At 67.5% G+C, this 20,964-nt stretch carries 21 protein-coding genes; 10 read left to right on the top strand and 11 right to left on the bottom strand.

Annotated elements, in window-relative coordinates; genetic code table 11:
* The 7 genes from thrB (at window position 1) to ACP7AU_RS02655 (ending at window position 7,841) form a co-directional block, all read left to right on the top strand.
* Window positions 1–939, top strand: coding sequence for a homoserine kinase (gene thrB, locus ACP7AU_RS02685; RefSeq protein ID WP_426050465.1), 939 nt, complete (start codon window positions 1–3; stop codon window positions 937–939).
* A gap of 68 nt (window positions 940–1,007) precedes the next feature.
* The gene (gene thrC / locus ACP7AU_RS02680; protein ID WP_426050464.1) at window positions 1,008–2,411 is read left to right on the top strand and encodes a threonine synthase; all 1,404 of its coding nucleotides are present in this window, start codon (window positions 1,008–1,010) and stop codon (window positions 2,409–2,411) included.
* Window positions 2,412–2,468: 57 nt separating this feature from the next.
* Entirely contained in the window at window positions 2,469–3,386 is a 918-nt protein-coding gene (gene cysD, locus ACP7AU_RS02675) for a sulfate adenylyltransferase subunit CysD (RefSeq protein WP_426050463.1), read from the top strand.
* Entirely contained in the window at window positions 3,386–5,206 is a 1,821-nt protein-coding gene (cysN, locus tag ACP7AU_RS02670) for a sulfate adenylyltransferase subunit CysN (RefSeq protein ID WP_426050462.1), read from the top strand. Before cysD ends, cysN begins: the two co-directional genes overlap by 1 nt.
* Before the next feature lie 35 nt (window positions 5,207–5,241).
* A complete protein-coding gene (gene dusA / locus ACP7AU_RS02665; RefSeq protein ID WP_426050461.1) occupies window positions 5,242–6,264 on the top strand; it encodes a tRNA dihydrouridine(20/20a) synthase DusA in 1,023 nt (340 codons plus the stop codon).
* A 45-nt stretch (window positions 6,265–6,309) separates the two neighbouring features.
* Complete coding sequence (locus ACP7AU_RS02660; RefSeq protein ID WP_426050460.1) at window positions 6,310–6,987, top strand: hypothetical protein; 678 nt, start codon at window positions 6,310–6,312, stop codon at window positions 6,985–6,987.
* A 29-nt stretch (window positions 6,988–7,016) separates the two neighbouring features.
* Window positions 7,017–7,841: a sulfite exporter TauE/SafE family protein gene (locus ACP7AU_RS02655; protein WP_426050459.1), complete on the top strand. Its 825-nt coding sequence runs from the start codon at window positions 7,017–7,019 to the stop codon at window positions 7,839–7,841.
* A gap of 321 nt (window positions 7,842–8,162) precedes the next feature.
* Here ACP7AU_RS02655 and ACP7AU_RS02650 read toward each other — a convergent pair whose 3' ends face one another.
* Together ACP7AU_RS02650 and ACP7AU_RS02645 are read right to left on the bottom strand one after the other, a co-directional pair.
* Window positions 8,163–8,657: a TIGR02281 family clan AA aspartic protease gene (locus ACP7AU_RS02650; RefSeq protein ID WP_426037331.1), complete on the bottom strand. Its 495-nt coding sequence runs from the start codon at window positions 8,655–8,657 to the stop codon at window positions 8,163–8,165.
* A 132-nt stretch (window positions 8,658–8,789) separates the two neighbouring features.
* Window positions 8,790–9,005: a DUF1289 domain-containing protein gene (locus tag ACP7AU_RS02645; RefSeq protein WP_426037333.1), complete on the bottom strand. Its 216-nt coding sequence runs from the start codon at window positions 9,003–9,005 to the stop codon at window positions 8,790–8,792.
* Window positions 9,006–9,156: 151 nt separating this feature from the next.
* Here ACP7AU_RS02645 and ACP7AU_RS02640 point away from each other — a divergent pair, with 151 nt between their 5' ends.
* Window positions 9,157–9,309 carry a hypothetical protein gene (locus tag ACP7AU_RS02640; protein WP_426037335.1) on the top strand — a complete coding sequence of 51 codons (153 nt, stop codon included), beginning with the start codon at window positions 9,157–9,159 and terminating at the stop codon, window positions 9,307–9,309.
* Between the two features lie 197 nt (window positions 9,310–9,506).
* On the opposite strand, the gene ACP7AU_RS02635 is transcribed toward ACP7AU_RS02640, so the two are convergent.
* Genes ACP7AU_RS02635 through ACP7AU_RS02625 form a run of 3 tightly spaced genes read right to left on the bottom strand, consistent with a single transcriptional unit; the run spans window position 9,507 to window position 12,490 of the window.
* Complete coding sequence (locus ACP7AU_RS02635; protein ID WP_426037337.1) at window positions 9,507–10,529, bottom strand: HlyD family secretion protein; 1,023 nt, start codon at window positions 10,527–10,529, stop codon at window positions 9,507–9,509.
* 24 nt (window positions 10,530–10,553) lie between these two features.
* The gene (locus tag ACP7AU_RS02630) at window positions 10,554–11,321 is read right to left on the bottom strand and encodes an ABC transporter ATP-binding protein (protein WP_426037339.1); all 768 of its coding nucleotides are present in this window, start codon (window positions 11,319–11,321) and stop codon (window positions 10,554–10,556) included.
* Window positions 11,318–12,490 (bottom strand): ABC transporter permease, encoded by a 1,173-nt coding sequence (locus ACP7AU_RS02625; protein ID WP_426037341.1) that lies wholly within the window; start codon window positions 12,488–12,490, stop codon window positions 11,318–11,320. Before ACP7AU_RS02625 ends, ACP7AU_RS02630 begins: the two co-directional genes overlap by 4 nt.
* Window positions 12,491–12,668: 178 nt before the next feature.
* Here ACP7AU_RS02625 and ACP7AU_RS02620 point away from each other — a divergent pair, with 178 nt between their 5' ends.
* Window positions 12,669–14,768, top strand: a complete 2,100-nt coding sequence (locus ACP7AU_RS02620; protein WP_426050458.1) for a S46 family peptidase — start codon at window positions 12,669–12,671, stop codon at window positions 14,766–14,768.
* 16 nt (window positions 14,769–14,784) lie between these two features.
* Here the strand turns inward: ACP7AU_RS02620 and pgsA are convergent, their stop codons facing one another.
* From pgsA to uvrC, 4 genes are all read right to left on the bottom strand, one after another.
* On the bottom strand, window positions 14,785–15,426 hold the full coding sequence (gene pgsA / locus ACP7AU_RS02615) for a CDP-diacylglycerol--glycerol-3-phosphate 3-phosphatidyltransferase (protein ID WP_426037345.1): 642 nt from the start codon (window positions 15,424–15,426) through the stop codon (window positions 14,785–14,787).
* A gap of 89 nt (window positions 15,427–15,515) precedes the next feature.
* Window positions 15,516–16,139, bottom strand: a complete 624-nt coding sequence (locus ACP7AU_RS02610) for a carbonic anhydrase (RefSeq protein ID WP_426037347.1) — start codon at window positions 16,137–16,139, stop codon at window positions 15,516–15,518.
* A gap of 52 nt (window positions 16,140–16,191) precedes the next feature.
* Window positions 16,192–16,503 (bottom strand): YdeI/OmpD-associated family protein, encoded by a 312-nt coding sequence (locus ACP7AU_RS02605; RefSeq protein WP_426037349.1) that lies wholly within the window; start codon window positions 16,501–16,503, stop codon window positions 16,192–16,194.
* Between the two features lie 39 nt (window positions 16,504–16,542).
* Window positions 16,543–18,447, bottom strand: a complete 1,905-nt coding sequence (gene uvrC, locus ACP7AU_RS02600) for an excinuclease ABC subunit UvrC (protein ID WP_426050457.1) — start codon at window positions 18,445–18,447, stop codon at window positions 16,543–16,545.
* Between the two features lie 59 nt (window positions 18,448–18,506).
* Here uvrC and ACP7AU_RS02595 point away from each other — a divergent pair, with 59 nt between their 5' ends.
* Window positions 18,507–18,929 carry a hypothetical protein gene (locus ACP7AU_RS02595; RefSeq protein WP_426050456.1) on the top strand — a complete coding sequence of 141 codons (423 nt, stop codon included), beginning with the start codon at window positions 18,507–18,509 and terminating at the stop codon, window positions 18,927–18,929.
* Window positions 18,930–19,011: 82 nt separating this feature from the next.
* On the opposite strand, the gene ACP7AU_RS02590 is transcribed toward ACP7AU_RS02595, so the two are convergent.
* Both ACP7AU_RS02590 and ACP7AU_RS02585 read right to left on the bottom strand, forming a co-directional pair.
* Window positions 19,012–19,221 carry a flagellar hook protein FlgE gene (locus ACP7AU_RS02590; RefSeq protein ID WP_426050455.1) on the bottom strand — a complete coding sequence of 70 codons (210 nt, stop codon included), beginning with the start codon at window positions 19,219–19,221 and terminating at the stop codon, window positions 19,012–19,014.
* Window positions 19,218–20,864 (bottom strand): pilus assembly protein TadG-related protein, encoded by a 1,647-nt coding sequence (locus ACP7AU_RS02585; protein ID WP_426050454.1) that lies wholly within the window; start codon window positions 20,862–20,864, stop codon window positions 19,218–19,220. Before ACP7AU_RS02585 ends, ACP7AU_RS02590 begins: the two co-directional genes overlap by 4 nt.
* Window positions 20,865–20,964: the final 100 nt, after the last annotated feature.

The raw sequence follows: 20,964 nt of genomic DNA, 5'->3' as shown, positions 1-20,964 counted from the left end.
GTGGCAGTTTTCACCCCGGTCACCGAAGATGACGCGCGCGCGTTCCTGGCGGACTATCCGCTGGGCGCATTCGCGTCCCTGCATCCCATCGCCGAGGGAGTGGAGAACACGAACTATCGGCTGGAGACCAAGGGCGCCCGTCATGTCCTGACCCTGTTCGAGGCGCGCACCGACGCAGCATCTCTGCCGTTCTGTCTGGGCCTGCCCGACCATCTGGCGGGCCGAGGACTTCCGGCCCCGAGGCCGGTCCGGAGTAAGTATGGTGCCTGGGTCGGGACGCTGAACGGCCGGCCGGCGGCGGTGATCGAATGGCTTCCGGGCGCCTGGTTAAGGGACCCGTCTTCGGCCGAGGTCGAGGCAGCGGGGGCGATGCTGGCGCGACTGCATCTGAAGGCCGGGGGCTTCCCGATCCAGAGGGCCAACCCTGTCGGGCCCGTAGTCTGGCGGGCGCTGGCGGATCGGGCTGCGACGGTGGCCAGAGGGGAGGACCGCGAGATCCTGGACGGCGTTGAAGTGGCCCTGGCGCGGCTTGGTAACCCGTGGGCGGAGGATTTGCCCCGCGGACCGATCCATGCCGACTATTTCCCCGACAATGTCCTGTTCGACGGAGGTCAGGTATCCGGCGTGATCGACTTCTATTTCGGCTGCACGGACCTGTTGGCTTACGACCTTGCTATTGCTCTGAGCGCCTGGGGATTTGATGGCTCGGGCGTCGCCATCTCCGGTTCGGTCGACGCCTTCCGGCGCGGATACGAGGCTGTGCGCCCCCTGACCCGGGCGGAGGCTGTCGCGCTGCCGACGCTCGGCGAGGCCGCCGCGATCCGCTTCACCCTGACCCGGCTTCACGACCGCGTCTTCCACGACCCGACCAAACTGGTGACACCCAAGGACCCGGCCGCCTTCTTCCGGCGGGCGGCGTGGTGGCGCGAGGCGGCCTGATCGTTTCGGCACGACTCCGACTTACACCCTTCGGCGAACCCGCTTCGCCGAACCGAACCAGAATGACGATGGCCCAGACTTCCGAACGCTATGTTTCGACCCGAGGCGAGGCCTCCGGCAGCGACTTCGCCGAAGTCTTGCTGCGCGGCATGGCTCCTGACTGTGGCCTCTACTTGCCGGGAGCCTGGCCCAGCCTCTCGCCCGAGAGCTGGGCGGCCGGGCTCGGCTATGTCTCGATCGCGACACGAGCCATGGCGCCCTTCATCGGCGAAGCCTTGCCAGCTGGAGCGTTGGACCGCGGGCTGGCTCGACTGACGGCGGGCTTCGAGCCGGCCGAGGTGACGCCGCTGCGTTGCCTTGAGGACGGCCTCTATATGCTGGAGCTGTTCCACGGTCCGACCGCCGCATTCAAGGACCTCGCGATGCAGCTCGCGGCGGCGCTTTCGTCCGAGGCGCTGGCAGCGTCGGGCGAGCGACTGACCCTGGTTACGGCGACCAGCGGAGACACCGGCGCGGCCGCCGTGGCTGCCTTCGCCAATGCCGATCGGGTCCGGCTGATCGTGCTCCACCCGCATGAGCGGGTCTCGGCCGTCCAGCGCCGCCAGATGACCACGGTCGAGGCCCCGAACGTGCTGAACCTGGCCGTTCGCGGGGACTTTGACGACTGCCAGCGGCTGGTGAAGGGGTTGCTGGCCGACGAGAGCCTGCGCGACGGGGGCCGCTTCTCCAGCGTGAACTCGATCAACTGGGCCCGGCTGGCGGGACAGATTCCCTACTATCTGTCAGCGGTTTCACAACTGGCCGCGCTGGGCGAGACGCGGGCGCCGGTCTTTGTGGTCCCGACGGGCAATTTCGGCGACGCTTTTGCCGGGATCGCGGCGTCGCGGATGGGGTTGCCTGTCGCCGGATTCGTCGCCGCCGTGAACCGCAACGACGCCCTGGCGCGCGCCATCAACGACGGCGTCTATGCCAGGAAAGCCGCCGTCGAGACCGCATCGGTCAGCATGGATGTGCAGGCCCCGTCGAACTTCGAGCGTCTGGTGTTCGAGGCCTCGGGTCGCGATGCGGACCTGACCCGCACCCTGTTCGAAACCTTCGCGCGCGAGGGCTCGGTGGCGCTCCCGCCGGCGCTGCTCGACGCGATCCGCGCCGAGGTCTCGGCCGTGTCAGTCAGTGAGGACGCGACGCGTGAACAGATCGCCCATGCCTACGCGACCTGGGGTCAGGTCGTCTGCCCGCACACCGCTGTCGCCCTTTCGGCTGCGCGGGGCGTGAACAGAAGCCGGGGTCCGGTGGTGGCGCTTTCGACCGCCCATCCCGCCAAGTTCGGCAAGGACGTCGCGCCGGTGCTCGGCTTCAATCCCGCCCCGCCCCGTGTCATTCGCGAACTGGGTGACCGGGCCGAGCGGTTCGAGATCATCGACGCCGACGCCGCAGCGGCGAGGGCGGCAGTAAATGGTTTCTCTGGCTAGGCCGAAGGTCCCGATCGCACGGGGTGCGCGCCGTCACGGTTGTTGCTATCGATGGGTGTGACCGATCCAACGCCCTCCGCCCGCCTGACCCACCTCCAGTCACTTGAGGCCGAGGCGATCCATATTTTGCGCGAGGTGGCGGCCGAGATCGAGCGGCCGGTGATGCTGTATTCGATCGGCAAGGATTCCGCTGTGATGCTGCATCTGGCGAGAAAGGCCTTCTTCCCGGGGCCGATCCCCTTCCCGTTGATGCACATCGATACGACGTGGAAGTTCCGGGACATGTATGCTCTGCGCGACCAGGTCGCGGCGGCGGGCGACGTCGATCTGAAGATCTGGGTCAACGAGGATGCGCGGTCGCGGGGGATCAATCCGTTCGATCACGGCTCCATACATACCGACCTGTGGAAGACCGAGGGACTCAAACAGGCGCTGGATCACCACGGCTTCCAGGCGGCGTTCGGCGGCGCCCGGCGCGACGAGGAGAAGTCTCGGGCCAAGGAGCGGGTCTTCTCCTTCCGTTCGGCCGGACATCGCTGGGATCCGAAGAACCAGAGGCCGGAGCTCTGGCGGCTGTACAACACGCGGATCGGGGCGGGGGAGAGCATCCGCGTCTTCCCGATCTCCAACTGGACCGAGCTGGATGTCTGGCAATACATCGAGCAGGAGGCGATCTCGATCGTGCCTCTGTATTTCGCTCGGCCGAGGCCGGTGGTCGAGCGCGACGGGGCGCTGATCATGGTCGATGACCAACGGATGCGGTTGCTGCCCGGCGAGACGCCTTCGGTAAGGTCGGTGCGGTTCCGGACCCTGGGCTGCTATCCGCTGACCGGCGCGGTCGAGAGCGAGGCGACCAGCGTCGCCGACATCATCGCCGAGATGAAGGCCTCCACCACCTCGGAGCGGCAGGGGCGGGTCATCGACCATGACCAGGCCGCCTCGATGGAGAAGAAGAAGGCGGAGGGCTATTTCTGATGAAGTCCTTGCTGCGCTTCATCACCTGCGGCTCGGTGGACGACGGCAAGTCGACCCTGATCGGGCGGCTGCTCTACGACACCAAGACGATCCTCGACGACCAGATGTCGGCGCTGGAAGCGGACTCGAAGAAGGTCGGGACCCAAGGTCAGAACATCGACTTCGCCCTGCTGGTCGACGGGCTGGCGGCCGAGCGCGAGCAGGGCATTACCATCGACGTGGCCTATCGCTTCTTCGCCACCGAGCGGCGGAAATTCATCGTCGCTGATACCCCGGGCCACGAGCAGTACACGCGCAACATGGTCACCGGCGCCTCCACGGCCGATGTGGCCGTGATCCTGATCGACGCGCGCAAGGGTGTGCTGGTCCAGACGCGACGGCACTCCTACCTCTGCGCCCTGCTGGGCATCCGCAAGGTCGTGCTGGCGGTCAACAAGATGGATCTCGTGGGCTGGGATCCGGCCGTGTTCGCCGGGATCGTTGCCGACTATCGCGCGTTCGCCGACAGCATCGGCCTGAGCGATGTGACGCCGATCGCCCTGTCGGGCCTGACGGGGGAGGGGGTGGTCGCGCGGGCGCCGGGCTTCGATCAGCCGACCCTGCTGGAGTGGCTGGAAGGCGTCGAGGTCGGCGACGATGCGGCGGCGCAGCCGTTCCGGATGCCCGTTCAGTGGGTCAATCGTCCGAACCCTGAGTTTCGCGGCTATGCAGGTCTGATCGCGGCCGGAACCGTGCTGCCGGGCGACCGGGTAAGGGTGCTGCCGGCCGGGCGCGAGAGCCGTATCGCGCGGATCGTGGCCATGCCGGGCGACCTCGCCGACGCGGCGGCCGGGCAGTCGGTGACCCTGACGCTCGAGGACGAGATCGACGTCTCGCGCGGCGACGTGATCGCGGCGGCCGAGGCCCCGCCCGAGGTCGCGGACCAGTTCGAGGCGACCGTCGTCTGGATGGACGAGGAGACCCTGTCGCCAGGCCGGTCCTATCTGCTCAAGATCGGCGCCCGTGCGGCGACGGCCCAGGTCACGGCGATCAAGCACCGGGTCAACGTCAATACCCTTGAGAAACTGGCGGCCAAGCGGCTGGAGCTGAACGATATCGCCGTCTGCAACATCTCGCTGGATCGGCCCATCGCCTTCGAGCCCTATGAGAGGAACCGGGATCTGGGCGGCTTCATCCTGATCGACCGGATCACCAACCGCACGGTCGGGGCGGGGATGGTCCGCTTTGCCCTCCGCCGGGCCGACAACATCCACTGGCAGGCCATCGACGTGGACCGCTCGGCGCGGGCGGCGATGAAGGGCCAGAAGGGCGCGGTCGTCTGGCTGACCGGACTGTCCGGGGCAGGAAAGTCGACCATCGCCAACCTGGTCGACAAGCGGCTGCATGCCTTGGGGCGGCACACCTATCTGCTGGACGGGGACAACATCCGTCATGGGTTGAACCGGGACCTGGGCTTCACCGAGGAGGACCGGGTGGAGAACATCCGCCGGGTGGCTGAGGTGGCGAAACTGATGGCCGACGCCGGCCTGATCGTCATCACGGCCTTCATCTCGCCCTTCCGGGCCGAGCGGCGGATGGCGCGCGAAATGATGGCGCAGGGCGAGTTCCTGGAGGTGTTCGTCGATGCGCCTCTGGCGGTCGCCGAGGCGCGCGACGTCAAGGGGCTGTACGCCAAGGCCCGGGCGGGCGACCTTAAGAACTTCACCGGGATCGACAGCCCGTATGAGGCGCCGGAAGCCGCCGAGATCGTCATCGACACCATGGTCCTTGGCGCGGTCGAGGCGGCCGAGGCCATTGTGAAGCGGCTGGGGTTGGGCTGACTTTCGGGCGTCTTGCGCGTATGGGGTCGCCGACGATGACCCATGCCGCCCACAGATTGTCCGTCGCGCCGATGATGGACTGGACCGACCGGCATTGCCGGGCGTTCCACCGCGCCCTGTCGAGCCGGGCGCTGCTCTATACGGAGATGGTCACGGCGCCGGCGGTGATCCATGGCGATCGAGAACGGCTGCTGGGCTTCGACGCGGTCGAGCATCCGGTGGCGCTGCAGCTCGGCGGATCCGATCCGGCCCAGCTGGCCGAGGCGGCGAAGATCGGCGCGGCCATGGGATACGACGAGATCAATCTGAATGTCGGCTGCCCGTCGGATCGGGTGCAGTCGGGGCGGTTCGGGGCCTGTCTGATGAGGGAGCCTGAACTGGTCGCCGACTGTATGGCGGCCATCCGCGAGGCGGTGGATGTGCCGGCCACGGTGAAGTGTCGCATCGGCGTGGACGATCAGGACCCGGCGGTGAGTCTGTTCGCCACGGTGGACGCCTCGGCGGCCGTCGGGGTGACGACCTTCATCGTCCATGCGCGCAAGGCCTGGCTGAGCGGCCTGTCGCCCAAGGAGAACCGCGACGTGCCGCCGCTGGACTATCCGCTGGTGCGCAGCCTGAAGCGGGAGCGGCCCCATCTGACCGTCTGCATCAATGGCGGCATCGGCTCGCTGGACGAGGCGGAGGCGCATCTGGACGCGAGCGACGGCGTGCAGCTGGACGGGGTCATGCTGGGGCGGGCCGCCTATCACGAGCCGGCCTTGCTGGGTCAGGTCGACCGGCGGCTGTTCGGCGCGGCGGGCGCCGATGTCGATCCGTTCGCGGCGGTCGAGCGGTACAAGCCCTATCTGGCCGCGCGGCTGGAGGAGGGCTGGGGCCTGCATGCCATGACACGGCATATGCTGGGCGTAATGCATGGGCGGCCGGGCGCGCGGGCCTTCCGGCGCATTCTGACGGTCGAGGCGATCAGGCCGGGCGCGGGTCTGGATGTCGTCGATCGCGCGGTCGAGGCGGTGCGCGAGGCCGAGGCGCGGCACGACCGGGTCGAAGAGGCCGCCTGACACGGTCAACGGTCCGTTAAGCGTAACCGGGACAAGGCTGCGGCCATGACCCGCATAGTGCTGATCGCTCTCACTCTTTTGACCGGCTCGGCCGGTATGGCGGAGGCCCAGAGCCGTCATCCGCGCTCCCCGATAACGGCCGCCCTGAACGCCGGGACGACGGGCTTGGGCGCCGAAGTGCAGCTTTCGCTGGGTCCAGTGTTTGTAGTGCGGGGGGGCATCGACACGCTGGGGTACGATTTCGATCAGTCGTACAGCGACGTCGATTATTCGGGCCGGTTCGACTTCGACACGGTGTCGGGGTTCGTCGATCTGCATCCGTTCCTGAATGGGTTCCTCATCTCCGGCGGGGTCTATGTGGGAGACCGCACAATCAATCTCAACGGGCAGCCGACGACGCCGGTGGAGATCGGCGGGGCGACGTTCACGCCGGCGCAGGTCGGGACGTTGAGCGGGCGGATCAAGCTGTCGGATACGGCGCCGTTCGTGGGCGTCGGCTATGACGACAGCTTCTATCGCGAGGGGCGTTGGGGCGTCCGCGGCATGGTCGGGGTGGCCTGGAGCCAGCAGCCGGAGGTCGGTTTGTCGTCGAGCGGCGGGACCCTGTCGAACGATCCCATCTTCCGCGCCCGGCTGGAGCAGGAAGCGCGGGACATCCAGGAAGACGCGAAGGACAAGGCCCTCTTCCCGGTCGTGCAGCTTGGCGTGACGGCGCGCTTCTAGAGACGGGCGGGTCGCGCTAGACCGCACCGGTGACTTCCCTTTCCCTGAACGAACTGGCCCTGCTGGCCGCTGCGGTGCTTGCGGCGGGGCTGGCGGGCGGCCTGATCGCGGGCCTGTTCGGGGTCGGCGGCGGGACGGTGCTGGTGCCGGCGCTGTTCTATGCCTTCTCGGTGCTGGGGCTGGGCGGGGAGAGCAACCTGCATGTCGCCATCGGCACCTCCCTGCTGACCATCGTGGCGACGTCCTGGCGGTCGCTGGGGGCGCACCGGGCCCACGGGGCGGTGGACGAACAGGTGCTGAAGACCTGGACGCCCTGGGTCGGGGCGGGCGCGCTGGTCGGTGCCGCGATCGCGGGCCTGACCTCGATGGAGGGGCTGGCGATCGTCTATGGCGTCTGTCTCGCCGTGGTCGCGGCGCAGATGGGGCTGTTACCGGAGAAGGTGCACGTCCGGGAGGACCTGCCGACGGGCTGGTGGCGGCGCGGGATCGGCGGGCTGATCGGCCTGCTATCCGCGATGATGGGGGTCGGGGGCGGCAGTTTCGGCGGGATGCTGATGACCCTGTGCGGGCGGCCGATCCATCAGGCCGTGGCGACGGCGTCAGGATTCGGCATCGCCATCGGGGCCGCGGCGACGGTGGGCTTCGTCGTGTTTGGATTTGGCGCAGATGGCAGGCCGCCGTTGAGCCTGGGTTACGTCAATGTGCCCGTGGCCGTGGCCATGGGCGTGCTGACGACGCTGGTGGCCCCCTATGGCGCGCAGTTGGCGCACCGGCTGAACCGCAAGGTGCTGAGGAAGGCGCTCGCGATCTATCTCTTGCTGACCGCAGTCTCGGTGGTGGTGAAGGCGCTCTAGGGATCGAATTGCAGTCCTGGCGACCTCCGATGAGTTCGCGGCGATTTCAGATAGTGAGTTGCGGCAAAATCCGACGATTTCGGCGAGGGAGGCTACGGCAATTTCTGCAGAAACTGCACAACGCTGCTGAGTCCGCAGAAGGGCAAACCGATGCGATAGGGCGGTGTGCCCGCTTTCTCATCCGTGCGTCCGCGCGACGGCGGGGACCCCAGGTTCAAGCCCCGGCCTGGTGCGCTGGATCTATGGCGGTCCAGACTCGGTAACGCCTGTCGCCCAAAGCACCGGGTCCCCGCCTTCGCGGGGATGCACGGTTGGTGTGGCTCAGGGCCGCAGCGTCAGGCCGCTGGGCCGCGCCTCGAAGGCGGACAGGCGGCCGAGGTAGCTCATGCCCAGAAGGGAGTGGGGCAGGCCTTCTTCGACGACGAGAGCACGGACCTTGTTCACCCGGGCGCCGGCGACGGCGACATGATCCAGATCGATGGGTGCGGCCTTGACGGGGCCCGACGCGGTCTCGACCGTCTGGGTGAAATCGGCAGGGGTCAGGCGCAGGCCGAGACGCAGGGCGTCCTGGCGGGTCAAGGCGACGACGGAGGCGCCGGTATCGACGAGGACGCGGATGGCCCGACCGTCGATGTCGGCCTCGGCCCAGTAATGGCCGTCTGCGGCGCGGGCGATCTGGGTGGGTTGGCCGGGTGCGGCGCGAACGTTGGCCGGAGCCTCGGCGGGGACGACCATAACTGCCGCCTCGGCCGTGCGTGGCTCCTGGTGAGTCAGCCACCAGGCGACGCTCAACGAGGAGACGGTTGCGATGCCCATGACGATCGCTGACTGGATATCTAGACGCAACGCGGCACACCTTCGTGACGGACCGCTTCTGCGGATGGCCGTACAGTGCCTGCGCCGGGTTGGGATGCGGTGAAGCGACGTGGCTGACGAGGGGTTAACGGTTCAACGGCCCAGCTTCGCGGGGTCTATGCGACCCTCTCGTGATGGAAGTTCAGCCATGATTTCAGTGCGTTGATTGTCGGTCAGCTGGCTCCAGCCGCCGATCTCCGCCAAGCTCCGGTAACACCCCAGGCACAGTCCCGTAGGTCCATCGACGATGCAGATCTGCACGCAAGGGGAGGCGATGGAGTGTGGCTGTGGGGCTGCATTTGAAGACATGATTGCGAAAACTGATCCGAAGCCGGACTAAAAAACTTGCAAATCTGCGGAAATGTGCGAGGGTGTCATCGACGCGAAACGACTGAGAGGGTGAAAATCCCTGCGAGCACGACGCGTCTCTTTTCATCGTTCAGCGAAAGGAGACGCCAAGATGAACGACAAGGAGAGAAACCTCCAGCACGCCATGATGTCCTTTGCCCTGTGGGGCGGGATGCTGGTGAGCAATCGACCGTCTCGCCAAAGCGAGCGGGTGGTCAGCCACCCGTCCAACTTCGTGCCCTTCCGGTACGGGAAGAAGGACTGAGATGCATGCCCTCTCCCCTTGCGGGAGAGGGAGATCGCGCACGGCGGCGGAGCCGTCGTTCTGGCGCGGTCGGGTGAGGGGTCACACAGACGCTCACCGGTGAGGCGGCCAGGACCCCTCACCCTTTCGGCTAAACCGCATCGCTACGCTCTGCGAGCCTCAAGCCCTCTCCCGCAAGGGGAGAGGGTCGATTGTCGTCAGCTCGCCGCCCGCGCTTCAGGCGTCTGCATCGAGCGGGTGGCGGGGACGCCGACGGTCGGGGTGCGCGCGGCGCCGGCGGCCTGGCCGGGCTTCATGAACTTCACCAAGACGCGCTGACCGATCAACAGGGGGGCGTCGCCGGCGGTGACGACCACTTCCACCACGCGTTCATCGGACCGCTGCGAGGGGTCGTCCGAGGCCAGTTTGCGGGCGCCGAAGACGGCGGCGCGACGCAGGACGGTGCCGATATAGACCTTCGACGGATCGCCCTCGGGGGTGATCTCGACAGCCTGGCCGGTCGTGACGTTGGGGATGTCCGACTCCACGATCTCGGCGCGGGCGATGCGGGGCGCATTGGGCTCCAGATCGAACATGTTGGACACGTTCAGGGTCGAGGCGCCGGCGCCCGGGTTGGCGTAGCGGCGCACGATGCGGCCGTTGGCCGGCGAGCGGATCACCGTCAGCTCGACATTGTAGGCGGCCTGGTCGCGGCGGGCGCGGGCAGTCTGGACCGCCGCCTGTTGCGAGCCGAGGCGCGCCTGGGCCTGGGCGATGCCGTCGCGGGCCTGGTCGAGACGCTGGGCGGCGACGAAGTTGGTGGCGACGAGGCGTTCCAGCCGATCGTACTCGCGCTGGGCGGTGCGGATATCGACCTGGATCAGGTTGAGCTGGCTCTGGGCCGAGGCGAGGTCGGCGTTCGAGGTCTGAAGCGCCAGACGGGCCTCGTCATCTTCCTGACGGGCCAGGATCTGGCCGGCGACGACGGTATCGCCCTCCTGGACCAGGACTTCGCGGACGATGCCGCCGCGACGGGCCGCGATCTGGATGATGCCGCCCTCAATATCGACCTTGCCGTTGGCGATGGCCGCGTAGGGGCTTTCGACCTTCTGGGCCTCGGCCTTCTCGGCTTCAGCCTTCTTGGACTCGCCCTGGCTGCGCATGAACGAGAATCCGGCCACGAGCACGATGATCAGCACGATGCCGATCCAGAGCCATTTGTTCTTCAGGAAGGCGGGCATGACGGTTTGAATCCTCGGGCGGTCTTAGTGGTGGGACGCCAGGGTGGCGTTCGGATTGGGCGTGCGGCGTTCGTCGGAGATGATGACGCCGTCCTCGATCTTGATGACCCGGTCGGCCCATTCCTCGAGCCGGGGGTCGTGGGTGACGCAGATGACGGCCGCGCCGTATTCATCCGCCGCGCGACGCAGCAGGCGGATGACGACCTGGCCGTTCTCTCCGTCGAGGGCGGAGGTCGGTTCGTCGGCGAACAGGATCTTGGGATCCTTGGCGAGGGCGCGGGCGATGGCGACGCGCTGCTTCTCACCGCCTGACAGGGCCGAAGGACGCTGATGCAGGCGCGGGCCCAGGCCCACCTCCTCCAGAGCCTGGGTGGCGCGCTTCTTCGCCTGGCCAGGCGTCAGGCCCTGGAACTTCAGCACCACCTCGACCTGCTGCAATGCGGTCAGGGCCGGGAACAGGTTGAAGCCCTGGAAGATGAAGCCGCAGTGATCCAGACGGAACTTGTCGATCTTGCCGAGCGACAGCTTCCACAGGTCATCGACGTCGAGGGCGTCCACACGGCCTTCCTCGGGCCGCAGCAGGCCGGACAGGGCGGCGATCAGGGTGGATTTGCCGGAGCCGGACGGGCCCATGACCATGGTCAGGTCGCCGTGACGGGCGTCGAAGTCCACGCCCTTCAGCACTTCGACGAAGGCCTTGCCGGACTTGAAGCGCTTGACCAGTCCCTTAGCCTCGATGGCGAAATCGCCATGCTTGCCGTGAACCTTGGTGTGCTGGACGAAGTCGGTCATCGCAGCAGGTCCGCGGGCTGGCTGTTCTTGAGGATGCCGAGGGACAGCAGGCCCGACAGCATGGCGATGACGATCAGGCCGCCGCCGACGACGACCAGCAAGATCGGCGGCAGGGCGATGATCACGGCGTTGGCCAAGGCGAAAGCCTGAATGCCCATCGTCAGCAGGATCGCGGCCAGCACTCCCACGCAGCCGACCCAGAAGCTGAGTTCCATGACGATGCGGTTCAGCGAGCCCATGCCGACGCCGAGCGCCCGCAGGGAGGCGAACTCCTTGATGTTGGCCATGATCGCGCCGCGCAGGGTCTGCCAGGTGATGGCGATGCCTATGACGGTGCCCAAGAAGACGCAGCCCCCGATGATGATGACGAGGATGCCTTCCTCGAACATGGCGCCGGCGTTGGCGTCAGCCAGTTCCTGACGCGTCCAGGCCTTCCACTGGCCATTGCCGGAGGCGTTGAGCTCGGCGGCGACGCGGATCGCCTGGGTCGGGTCCTTGAGCTTGACCATCAGGGGCCCGACTCTGGCCCCCGTGTCGGCCTGGCCCACCATGCGCAGGGTATCGCGCGACATGATCACGGTGGCCTGCATCATGTTCGGATAGCCGCGCGTGATGCCGACCACGGTGACCGTCTGGCCGTTGTAGAGGGCGCGGTCGCCCAGTTTGACGCCCAGCTTGCTGATGGCCGTCTCGTCGATGGCGACGGTGTAGGGCTGGCGCAGGGCGTCGACCAGTTCCCGGGAGTAGTCGGTCGGGATGGTCACCGAGCCCGGCGTGGTGTCGATGATGGAGGCCTGGACGAACTGCTGGCGCGGCGTGCCCATCTTGGCCCGTTCGGCCTGGGACATCGTCGGATCGATGTCCTTGACCGACTGGAAGCTGCCGCCGGCGCCGTCCAGCGGCTGGACCTCGACCACCTGCGGGTTGTTGTAGACGAGGGGAATGAAGCGGCGTGGCACGCCCGAAGGCCCGCCGATCAGCGACTTGGCCCCCGGTTGCATGACGATGATGTCGGCGCTGGAACGCTCGATGGTCGCGGTGAAGCCCTTGCCGATGCCGATAAAGACACCGGTCATGGCGAGAACGAGCAGACCGGACAGGGCCAGGGCCATGACGGCGGCCATGTAGCGGCGCCACTCGAAGAGCAGCGTGGAAAGCGCGAGCGACATCGTCTTTGAAACATCCCTGACTTGCAGCGTTATCTGACCTGCTGTCGGGTTCCCTCCAAGTTAAATCGGGGTAAGGGAAAATGGGCGTGCCATGGCCACGCTTGCCGCGCCGTCGGCGGCGGGACTAGCTATCGCCACACAAGATCGCCGGGTCGCCGGCGCACCGGGAAGAAACCAGATGCACCATCGTTCGCTCGCCGCCGCCGTTTCGATGGCGGCCCTCGTCTGCGCCGCCATGCCCGCTGCCCCGGCCCGGGCCGAGGAGGGGATGTGGACGTTCGACAACTTCCCCATCGCGCGGGCCAACGCGACGCTGGGGACCTCGATCGACCAGGCGTGGCTTGATCGGGTGCGGTTGAGCTCGGTGAAGTTCGGCGGCTGTTCGGCCGGGATCGTGTCAGGCGCAGGCCTGGTGATGACCAACAACCACTGCGTCGCGACCTGCGTGGCCAACCTGTCGACCCAGGCGGTGAACTACGCCGAGACCGGTTTCACCCCGCGCAATCGAGAGGACGAGGTGAAATGCCCGGGCGGCACGGCCGAGGTGCTGACCGACATCTCCGACGTTACCGACCGGGTGCATGCGGCGGGCGAGGGCCTGACGGGTCAGGCCTTCAACCGTGCGCGCGACGCCGAGATCGGGCGGATCGAGACCGAGGCCTGTGGCGACGCGACGGACAGGCGCTGCCAGGTCGTGACCCTGTATCGGGGCGGACAGTTCAAGCTCTACACCTACAAGAAATACACCGATGTCCGCCTGGCCTTCGCGCCGGAGGATCGGGCCGCGACCTTCGGCGGCGACCTGGACAACTTCTCCTTCCCGCGCTTCGCCATCGATGCGGCCTTTATCCGCCTGTACGAGAACAACGCCCCGGCCGTGACGGCGACCCACTTCGTCTGGAACGCCGACACGCCGGTGGAGGGGACGCCGGTGTTCGTGACCGGCAGTCCCGGCGCGACCCAGCGCCTGCTGACCCAGGATCAGCTGTTCACTGTTCGCGATGTGGTCCTGCCGCTGGACCAGCTGATCGCCTCGGAGCTGAGGGGGCGGCTGATCCGGTTCTCGGAGGAATCGGAGGAGAACGCCTTCATCGCCATGGATCCGATCGTCGGCCTGGAAAACACCTACAAGCGCGGCCTGGGGCGGATGCGCGCCCTGACTGATCCGGGCTTCATGGCGACGCGCGCCGAGGGCGAGGTCGATTTCCGCAGTCGGGTCGCGGCCGACACCGCCCTGGCCGAGCGCGCCGCCGATCCGTGGGGCGCGCTGGCGACCGTCCAGCCGATCGCGCGCGAGCTCTATCCCGCCTACGCCCTGCTGGAAGGCGGCACGGGCATCGGCACGACGCCGGTCGCCGGCGGGTCCCAGCTGTTCCTGTGGGCGCGGACCCTGGTGCGCGGCGCTCAGGAGCGGGCCAAACCCTCGGCCGAGCGCCTGCCGGAGTTCGGCGATGCGCGCCTGTCGGGTGTGCAGTCCGGCCTGTTCGCCGAGCGCCCGACCTATCCGGCGCTGGAGCAGGTGCGGATGGAGTGGTGGCTGTCCAAGACCCGCGAGTGGCTGACCGTCGACAATCCCGCGGTGCGGAGCCTGCTGGGCCGGGAATCGCCCGAGCAGCTGTCGGCGCGTTTGATCGAGGGGACGACACTGGCCGATCCGGGCGCGCGCCGCGCCCTGTGGGAGGGCGGACTGGCGGCCATTGAGGCCTCGGACGACCCGATGATCCAGTACCTGCTGTCGATCCAGGACGAGACCCGCGCCGTGCGTTCGGACTGGGAGACGCGCGTGCAGGCCCCCACCGATCAGGCCGCCGAACGCCTCGCCGCCGCGCGCTTCGCGGCCTATGGCGACACCGTCTATCCGGACGCGACAGGGACGTTGCGACTGACCTATGGCAAGATCGAGGGATCGGACGTGCCCGGCCAGCGCTGGGGGCCCTTCACGACCTTCGCAGGCCTGTGGGACCGGGCGACGGGCTCGGCGCCCTTCGACGTCGCGCCCAAGCTGCTGGCCGCGCGTGATGAGATCGACCCGGACACGGTGCTGAACATGACGCTGTCGTCCGACACCATCGGCGGCTCGTCAGGCTCGCCGGCGGTCAATGCGGCGGGCGAGATGCTGGGGGCTAATTTCGACTCCACCGTCCTGACCCAGCGCAACGCCTATGGCTACGACCGCAACGTCAATCGCAGCGTGATCGTCACCACGGGGGCGGTGACCGTGGCCCTGCGCGATGTCTACGACATGGGCCGGCTGGTGGAGGAGCTGGGGGTCGACTGACCCCCGTCGCCCTGGCCTATCTGGCGTCCGGATCGGCAAGGGACCGTCTCGCCGTGTCGAAATACTGCCAGCCGGTCCAGACCGTGGCGATGGCGGCGAACCAGATCAGGCTGTCGGCGAACAGCTGGAAGTAGGGCAGGTATTCGAAGTCGAGGCCGAAGCCGTCCCAGTTGCGGGCGAACAGCTGGCAGCCCAGGGCGACCAGCTGGACGGTGGTCTTCCACTTGGCCAGCAGGGTGACTTCCAGTGTGACGCGGCCGGCGATGGTTTCGCGCAGGGCCGAAACGGCGAACTCCCGGAACAGGATCAGGCCGCAGGGGATGGCGATCTGCGGCACCGAGCCCGAGGTCAGGACGCCGAGAATGGCGCCGGTGACCAGAACCTTGTCGGCGATGGGATCTAGGATGGCGCCCCAGCGCGTCTCGGCATGCCAGCGCCTGGCCAGATAGCCGTCAACCCAGTCGGTCGAGGCGGCGACCACGAAGATGTAGAAGGCCGCGCGATAGAGGCCGAACTGGTCCTCCGGGCTCAGATAGGACGACAGGATCGGCACCCCGCCGGTCGCGCCCGCCAGGATCAGGAACATCACCACGCCGGCGACCAGGCGCAGGCCGGTCAGGATGTTGGGGATTGGATTGACGTGGTGTGTGGGGGACATGGCGATTCCGTGGGCAGGGCAGGGCAGGGCAGGGCAGGGCAGGGCAGGGCTGGCCGGGACAGGATAGGCGGTCTTCAGCGAACGCGCGCCTAGCTTAGCGGTTCAAATCGGGGAGCCGAAGTCAGCTTGCGCAGCATGCCCTCAGCGATGCCGAAATGCAGACCGGTCAATTCGAGCCGCCCGTCCGCCTCGCGCCCGGCGATCCAGGGGAAGGTGCGCAGATTGTCGAGGGACAGGCGCACGACAGCCTCCTCGGTCGCCTGTTCACAGGATTCCGGCTCGCACATCTCGGCGATCCGGCGGACGACGGGCGTGCCCTGGGCAATCCAGGGGGCCACGAAGTCCTGGACGGTGTCGGGTGCGCCGTATCGCATGGCGGCGACGCCGCCGCAGTGGGCGTGGCCCATGACGACGATGCGGCGGACGTTCAGAACCTTCACCCCGAACTCCAGCGCGGCGGAGACGCCGTGCAACTGGCCGTCCGGCTCATAGGGCGGAACGAGGTTGGCGACGTTGCGGACGACGAACAGTTGGCCGGGCGCGGCGTCGAAGATCAGGGCGGGGTCGGCGCGGCTGTCGGAACAGGCGACGATCAGGGTGTGTGGTGTCTGACCGGCGGCCAGGGCCTCGTACTCCGCACGCGCCGCTGGCCAGTGGTTGGCGCGAAAGCGGTGGTAGCCGGAGATGAGGGGATCGGAAGAATCGTTCGACATGGCGACGGTATAGGCAATCCCCGATGCCGAGGGGAGGGCACCGGAAAGCCTGCTAGCGCCCAGGGGATCGCTTGCCATCGATCAGAACCGCCTGTTGCCAGCGGCTCGGGGCCTTGTCGGTCCGGTGGATGCAGCCGACCCAGCAGCAGGGCCGGGTCTTGCCTTCCAGCAATTCTTCGCCGGTTCTCTGGATGCGACGTTCGCGGGTCCTGGCCTGTTTCGCGTCGTCCACCCAGCAGATGAACTCATTGCGTCCCAGCGGCGTCAGCTTTTGCCACAGGGCGAAGACCTCCGGCGCCGATCGAACGGCGGATTCGAGGTCGGGTCCGGCATTGTGGACGACGCCCTGGGGGAAGTCGCTCAACTGACATCTCCTGTCGATGGTCATTTGGAGGGCATCACGTTAGCGCTGCGTCTCGGGATGGAAGAAGCCGTGAATACGTTCGGCCAGCGGCTGGTTGATGCCCTCGACCTTGACCAGATCGACGACGGCGGCGCGGCCGACGCCCTTGGCCGAACCGAAGGCGTGCAGCAGGGCCTTCTTGCGGCCGGGACCGACGCCCTCGATCTCGTCGAGCGGGTTCTTCTTGATGTCCATCGAGCGGCGGGTGCGGTGGGCGCCGTTGGCGAAGCGGTGGGCCTCGTCGCGCAGGCGCTGGATGTAGTAGAGGGCCGGCGACTTCAGCGGCAGCATGAAGGGCGGTTTGCCGGGTACGAAGAACCGCTCCATCCCCGCGTCGCGGTCCGGCCCCTTGGCGACGCCGACAGCGAGGATGTCGTCCAGACCCAGATCCGCCAGCACGGCCTGTACCTCGGCCAGCTGACCGGCGCCGCCGTCGATCAGCAGCAGGTCGGGACGGACCACCTCCTCGGCGCCGTCTTCCTCGTCCTTGACCAGGCGGCTGAAGCGGCGGCGCATGACTTCGCGCATCATGCCGTAGTCGTCGCCGGGAGTCAGATCGATGCCGCGAATGTTGAATTTGCGGTACTGCGACTTCTGGAAGCCCTCGGGGCCGGCGACGATCATGCCGCCCACCGCATTGGTCCCCTGGATGTGGGCGTTGTCGTAGACCTCGATCCGCTCGGGCGTGCCGTCCAGCCCGAACGCTTCGCAGACCTCGGTCAGGATTTTGCCCTGGGCCGAGCCCTCGGCCATCTTGCGGCCCAGCGCCTCGCGGGCATTGGTGTGGGCGTGGTCGACGAGAGACTTCTTGTCGCCGCGCATCGGCCGTTCGATCGAGACGACGCGGCGGCCGTCCGCCTCCTTCGCCTTCATGGAGAAGGCCTCTTCCAGCAGTTCCTTCTCGAACGGGACGACGTTGGACAGGATCAGGCGGGCGACCGGCTTGTCCTCGTAGAACTGGCCGAGGAAGGCCGAGAGGATTTCCGGATCGGTGTCGGACTTGTCCACGCGCGGGAAATAGGCGCGGCCGCCCCAGTTCTGGCCGCCGCGGTAGAAGAAGACCTGGACGCAGGCCTGACCGCCCTCGCTGAACAGGGCGAAGACATCGGCCTCGGCCACGCTGTCGGCGCTGACCGAATTCTCCATCGTGATGGCCGACAGGGCGCGGATTCGGTCGCGGACGCGGGCGGCCTGTTCGAAGTCCATGGCCTCCGCGGCGGTAGTCATTTCCTGCGACAGTCGGCCGATCACGGCGCGCGACTTGCCGCGCAGGAACAGTGACGCCTCCTCGACCAGGTCGCCGTAATCCTCGAGCGAAATCAGGCCGGTGCAGGGGGCCGAGCAGCGCTTGATCTGGTGCAGCATGCAGGGGCGGGTGCGGGTCTCGTAGACGCTGTCCGAACAGGATCGCAGCAGGAAGGCCTTCTGCAGGGTGTTCAGGGTCCGGTTCACCGCCCAGGTCGAGGCGAATGGGCCGAAATATTCGCCGTCGGTGGTATGGGCGCCGCGATGCTTGCGGACCTGGGGCGCGCGGTGGTCCTTGCGGATCATCAGTTCGGCGAAGGACTTGTCGTCGCGCAGGACGACGTTGAAGCGGGGCTTCAGCTTCTTGATGAAGTTGGATTCGAGCAGCAGGGCCTCGGTCTCGGAGGCGGTGACCACCAGCTCCATCGAGCGGGTCAGGGAGACCATCAGGCCAATGCGCTGGGTGTGGAACCTGCCCTGGGCATACTGGAGGATGCGCTTCTTGATCGAGCGCGCCTTGCCGACATAGAGGCAGGTCCCGTCCTCGCCGTACATGCGGTAGACGCCCGGCTTGTCGGGCGCGCGCCGGGCCTCGTCGCGGATCAGATCGGCGGCGACGAGTGGGACGGTCGAATCAATGGGCGGGGCGTCGGCGGGCATCCCGGCCAATATAGGCGTCGCGCAGCGATCTGTCAGAGCGGCTTGATCGGCTTCGGAGAATGACGGAGGATTCCCGCGACCGGCGGCGCGTCTCCGGTTTCGGGGGCTTCATCATGCAACGCATCGCCATCTCGATCGTCCTTTCGACCCTTGTGGCCGCGTGTGGACAACAGTCGCCCGCTGCCGGTGAGGCCGGGGGCCCGGTCGCCGAACTCGACTTCATCGAGGCTGTGCCGATCGTGGAGGATGAGGTCCCGCCTGTGGCTCAACCCCGGCCCGCCGCGAAGAAGGAAGAGCCCGAGGAGGACCGTGGGCCGGCCGGGGATCAGGCAGCTGAGGCCGCACCGGCCCGGACTGCGCCCCCGTCGCCCGAACCGGCCGCCGACGATGCGACGTCTGCGACGCGGCGGGCCAATGAGACGACGGCGACTCCCGACGTCGCCAAGCCGCCCGAAACCCCATCCCGGCCTGACCAGACGTGAATCAGGCTCCAGATCCTGGCGAGAGCCTGAGTTCCGCTTCGTGTCGGACCCGCGTGGCGTCTCCACCACAAGCGATCTTGCCCTAGGCGAACACATCCAGAAGCGCGCCGGCCATATCGTCGGCGGTCCTGAGCACGGCGATATTGGCCGAAACGGAGGCCCTGGCTTCGATCCGTTCGACCATCTCGGCCTCGAGGTTGTCGAGCGGGGCCCGGGCGGTTCGGACGGCGCTCTGCTCGAACCGGGCCACGGCCGAGGCGAGGCCTCCGGCGGCGATCGCGGCGGCGTTCATCGCGAGATCCTGAGGTTCTCGATGGCCCCGGCGATGCGATCGAAGGCGGCGCCGATGCCGGCCGCGCTGTCGACGGGGAAGTAGTGGTCGTCGTCGGTGGCGCAGCGGCGCAGCAGGGTCTGGGCCGAGCCATCGACCTGGACGGCGACGGTGTACACCTCGATGGCCTGGTCCTTCATGTTGCCGCACATGTCCTCGACCCCTGCGGTCGGGTGGTCGAAGCGGTTGTCCATGGCGGTGCGGCGCTGGGAATTGCTGCCGCTCGTGATGCCGAGCCGGTCCTGATAGATGTAGCCCAGGCCGTTGTAGGTGCCCCGGTTGGGGTTGCGGGCGTCGCTCATGACGTTCTCGCCGTCGGTCATGATGATGATGATCTTTGTCAGGCGCTCCGTGCCATAGGCCCGGCCGTCGCCGAACGGGGCATTGGGCGACAGGGTGTGCCAGCCCCACATCGTACCGAGCGGGACGTTGGTGTTGCCGCTGGCGATCATGTTGTCGACCGCAGTGCGCAGTGCACCATAGTTGTCGGTCAGCCGGATCAGGGGCTGGAGATCGCAGCCCCGGTTCGGACCCCAGTTGGTATTGAGCGTGCCCGACCGCTTGCTGGAGGTCCTGTACCTAGTGCGGTCCCGCAGGCGCAGACCCCACTCGGTCTCGCGCGCCGCGGTGTCCACAAAGGGAACAATAAGACCTTTGCGGGCGTCATCGAGATAGTCGTTGTCCTCGTAGGCGTAGTTCCGCCAGGTCCAGTCTATCGGGTAATCGCCCTCGTCGGGTTGGTCCGGGGCGAAATAGGGCACGAACATCCGGCCCTGGGTGCTCGACAGGGGGGCGGTGTCCCTGATGTCGAAGGGCGCGAGGCGGGCCTCGACACAGCCGCCCCAGGTCGTGCCGACGTTGCCGAACAGGGTGAAGCGGCCGACGGCGGCGCTGAACAGGCTGGTCGGGACGGTCGAATACTGACCGCCGCCCGTGTGGGTCGTGGCGTTCGACATATAACTGGGCACGGTGTTCGAGCCGCCCTGCGAGATGCGCACCGTCTGGGAGAAGGGCACCAGCGAGATCTTGATGGCGTCCGGCTCGATGGACCGGCTGTCGGCCGCTTCCAGCCGGTTGATCAGGTCGATGGCCGCAGCCTTGGTGTTGGTGAGCTTGGCACCGGACATGGATCCGGTGTTGTCGAGGACGAGGGCGACCTCGACGCGGTTGTTCGAACGCAGAACCTCGGAATGGGCGCCGACAGGGATCTGGTCGCCCGTGCCCTGGCCCACCATCGGCAGGATGATGTTGGCGACGAGGGCCGCGACATTGACCCTGGCGTCGCCGACCACGGCGCCGGTGCTGGGGTCCAGAACGAAGGTCGTCTGGGCGGTCAGCAGGGTGATGTCGTTGTAGGGCGCGAGGTTGGCGCGGAGAGAGGCCAGGCCCACGCGGGTGATATCGGTGTCGGCCGTGTACTGGGACCGGGCGGCGGCCAGGGTGGCGGCGTCCAGGGCGTCCTGCAGATTGGCCTTCACCGTCGAGGCACGGTGGATGTCGATTCCGCCGAAGGTGATCAGCAGCAGCACCGGGATCACGAAGGCCGAGATCATGGCGATATTGCCACGCGTGTCGGACGCGAAGCGGCGCGCGACATCCCGCAATCGACGGCTCCCCCGGTTCTCGGTCGTCATGGCCCACCCGTGTGCGCGGCGGCCCCGGACGGAGGGCCGCAATCGACCTCGTCTAGCGCGCGACGGTTAA

Origin of the sequence: Brevundimonas sp. SL161 (assembly GCF_049896985.1) — a bacterium.
GTDB lineage: Bacteria > Pseudomonadota > Alphaproteobacteria > Caulobacterales > Caulobacteraceae > Brevundimonas.
This window is presented reverse-complemented; position numbering and strand designations above follow the sequence as displayed.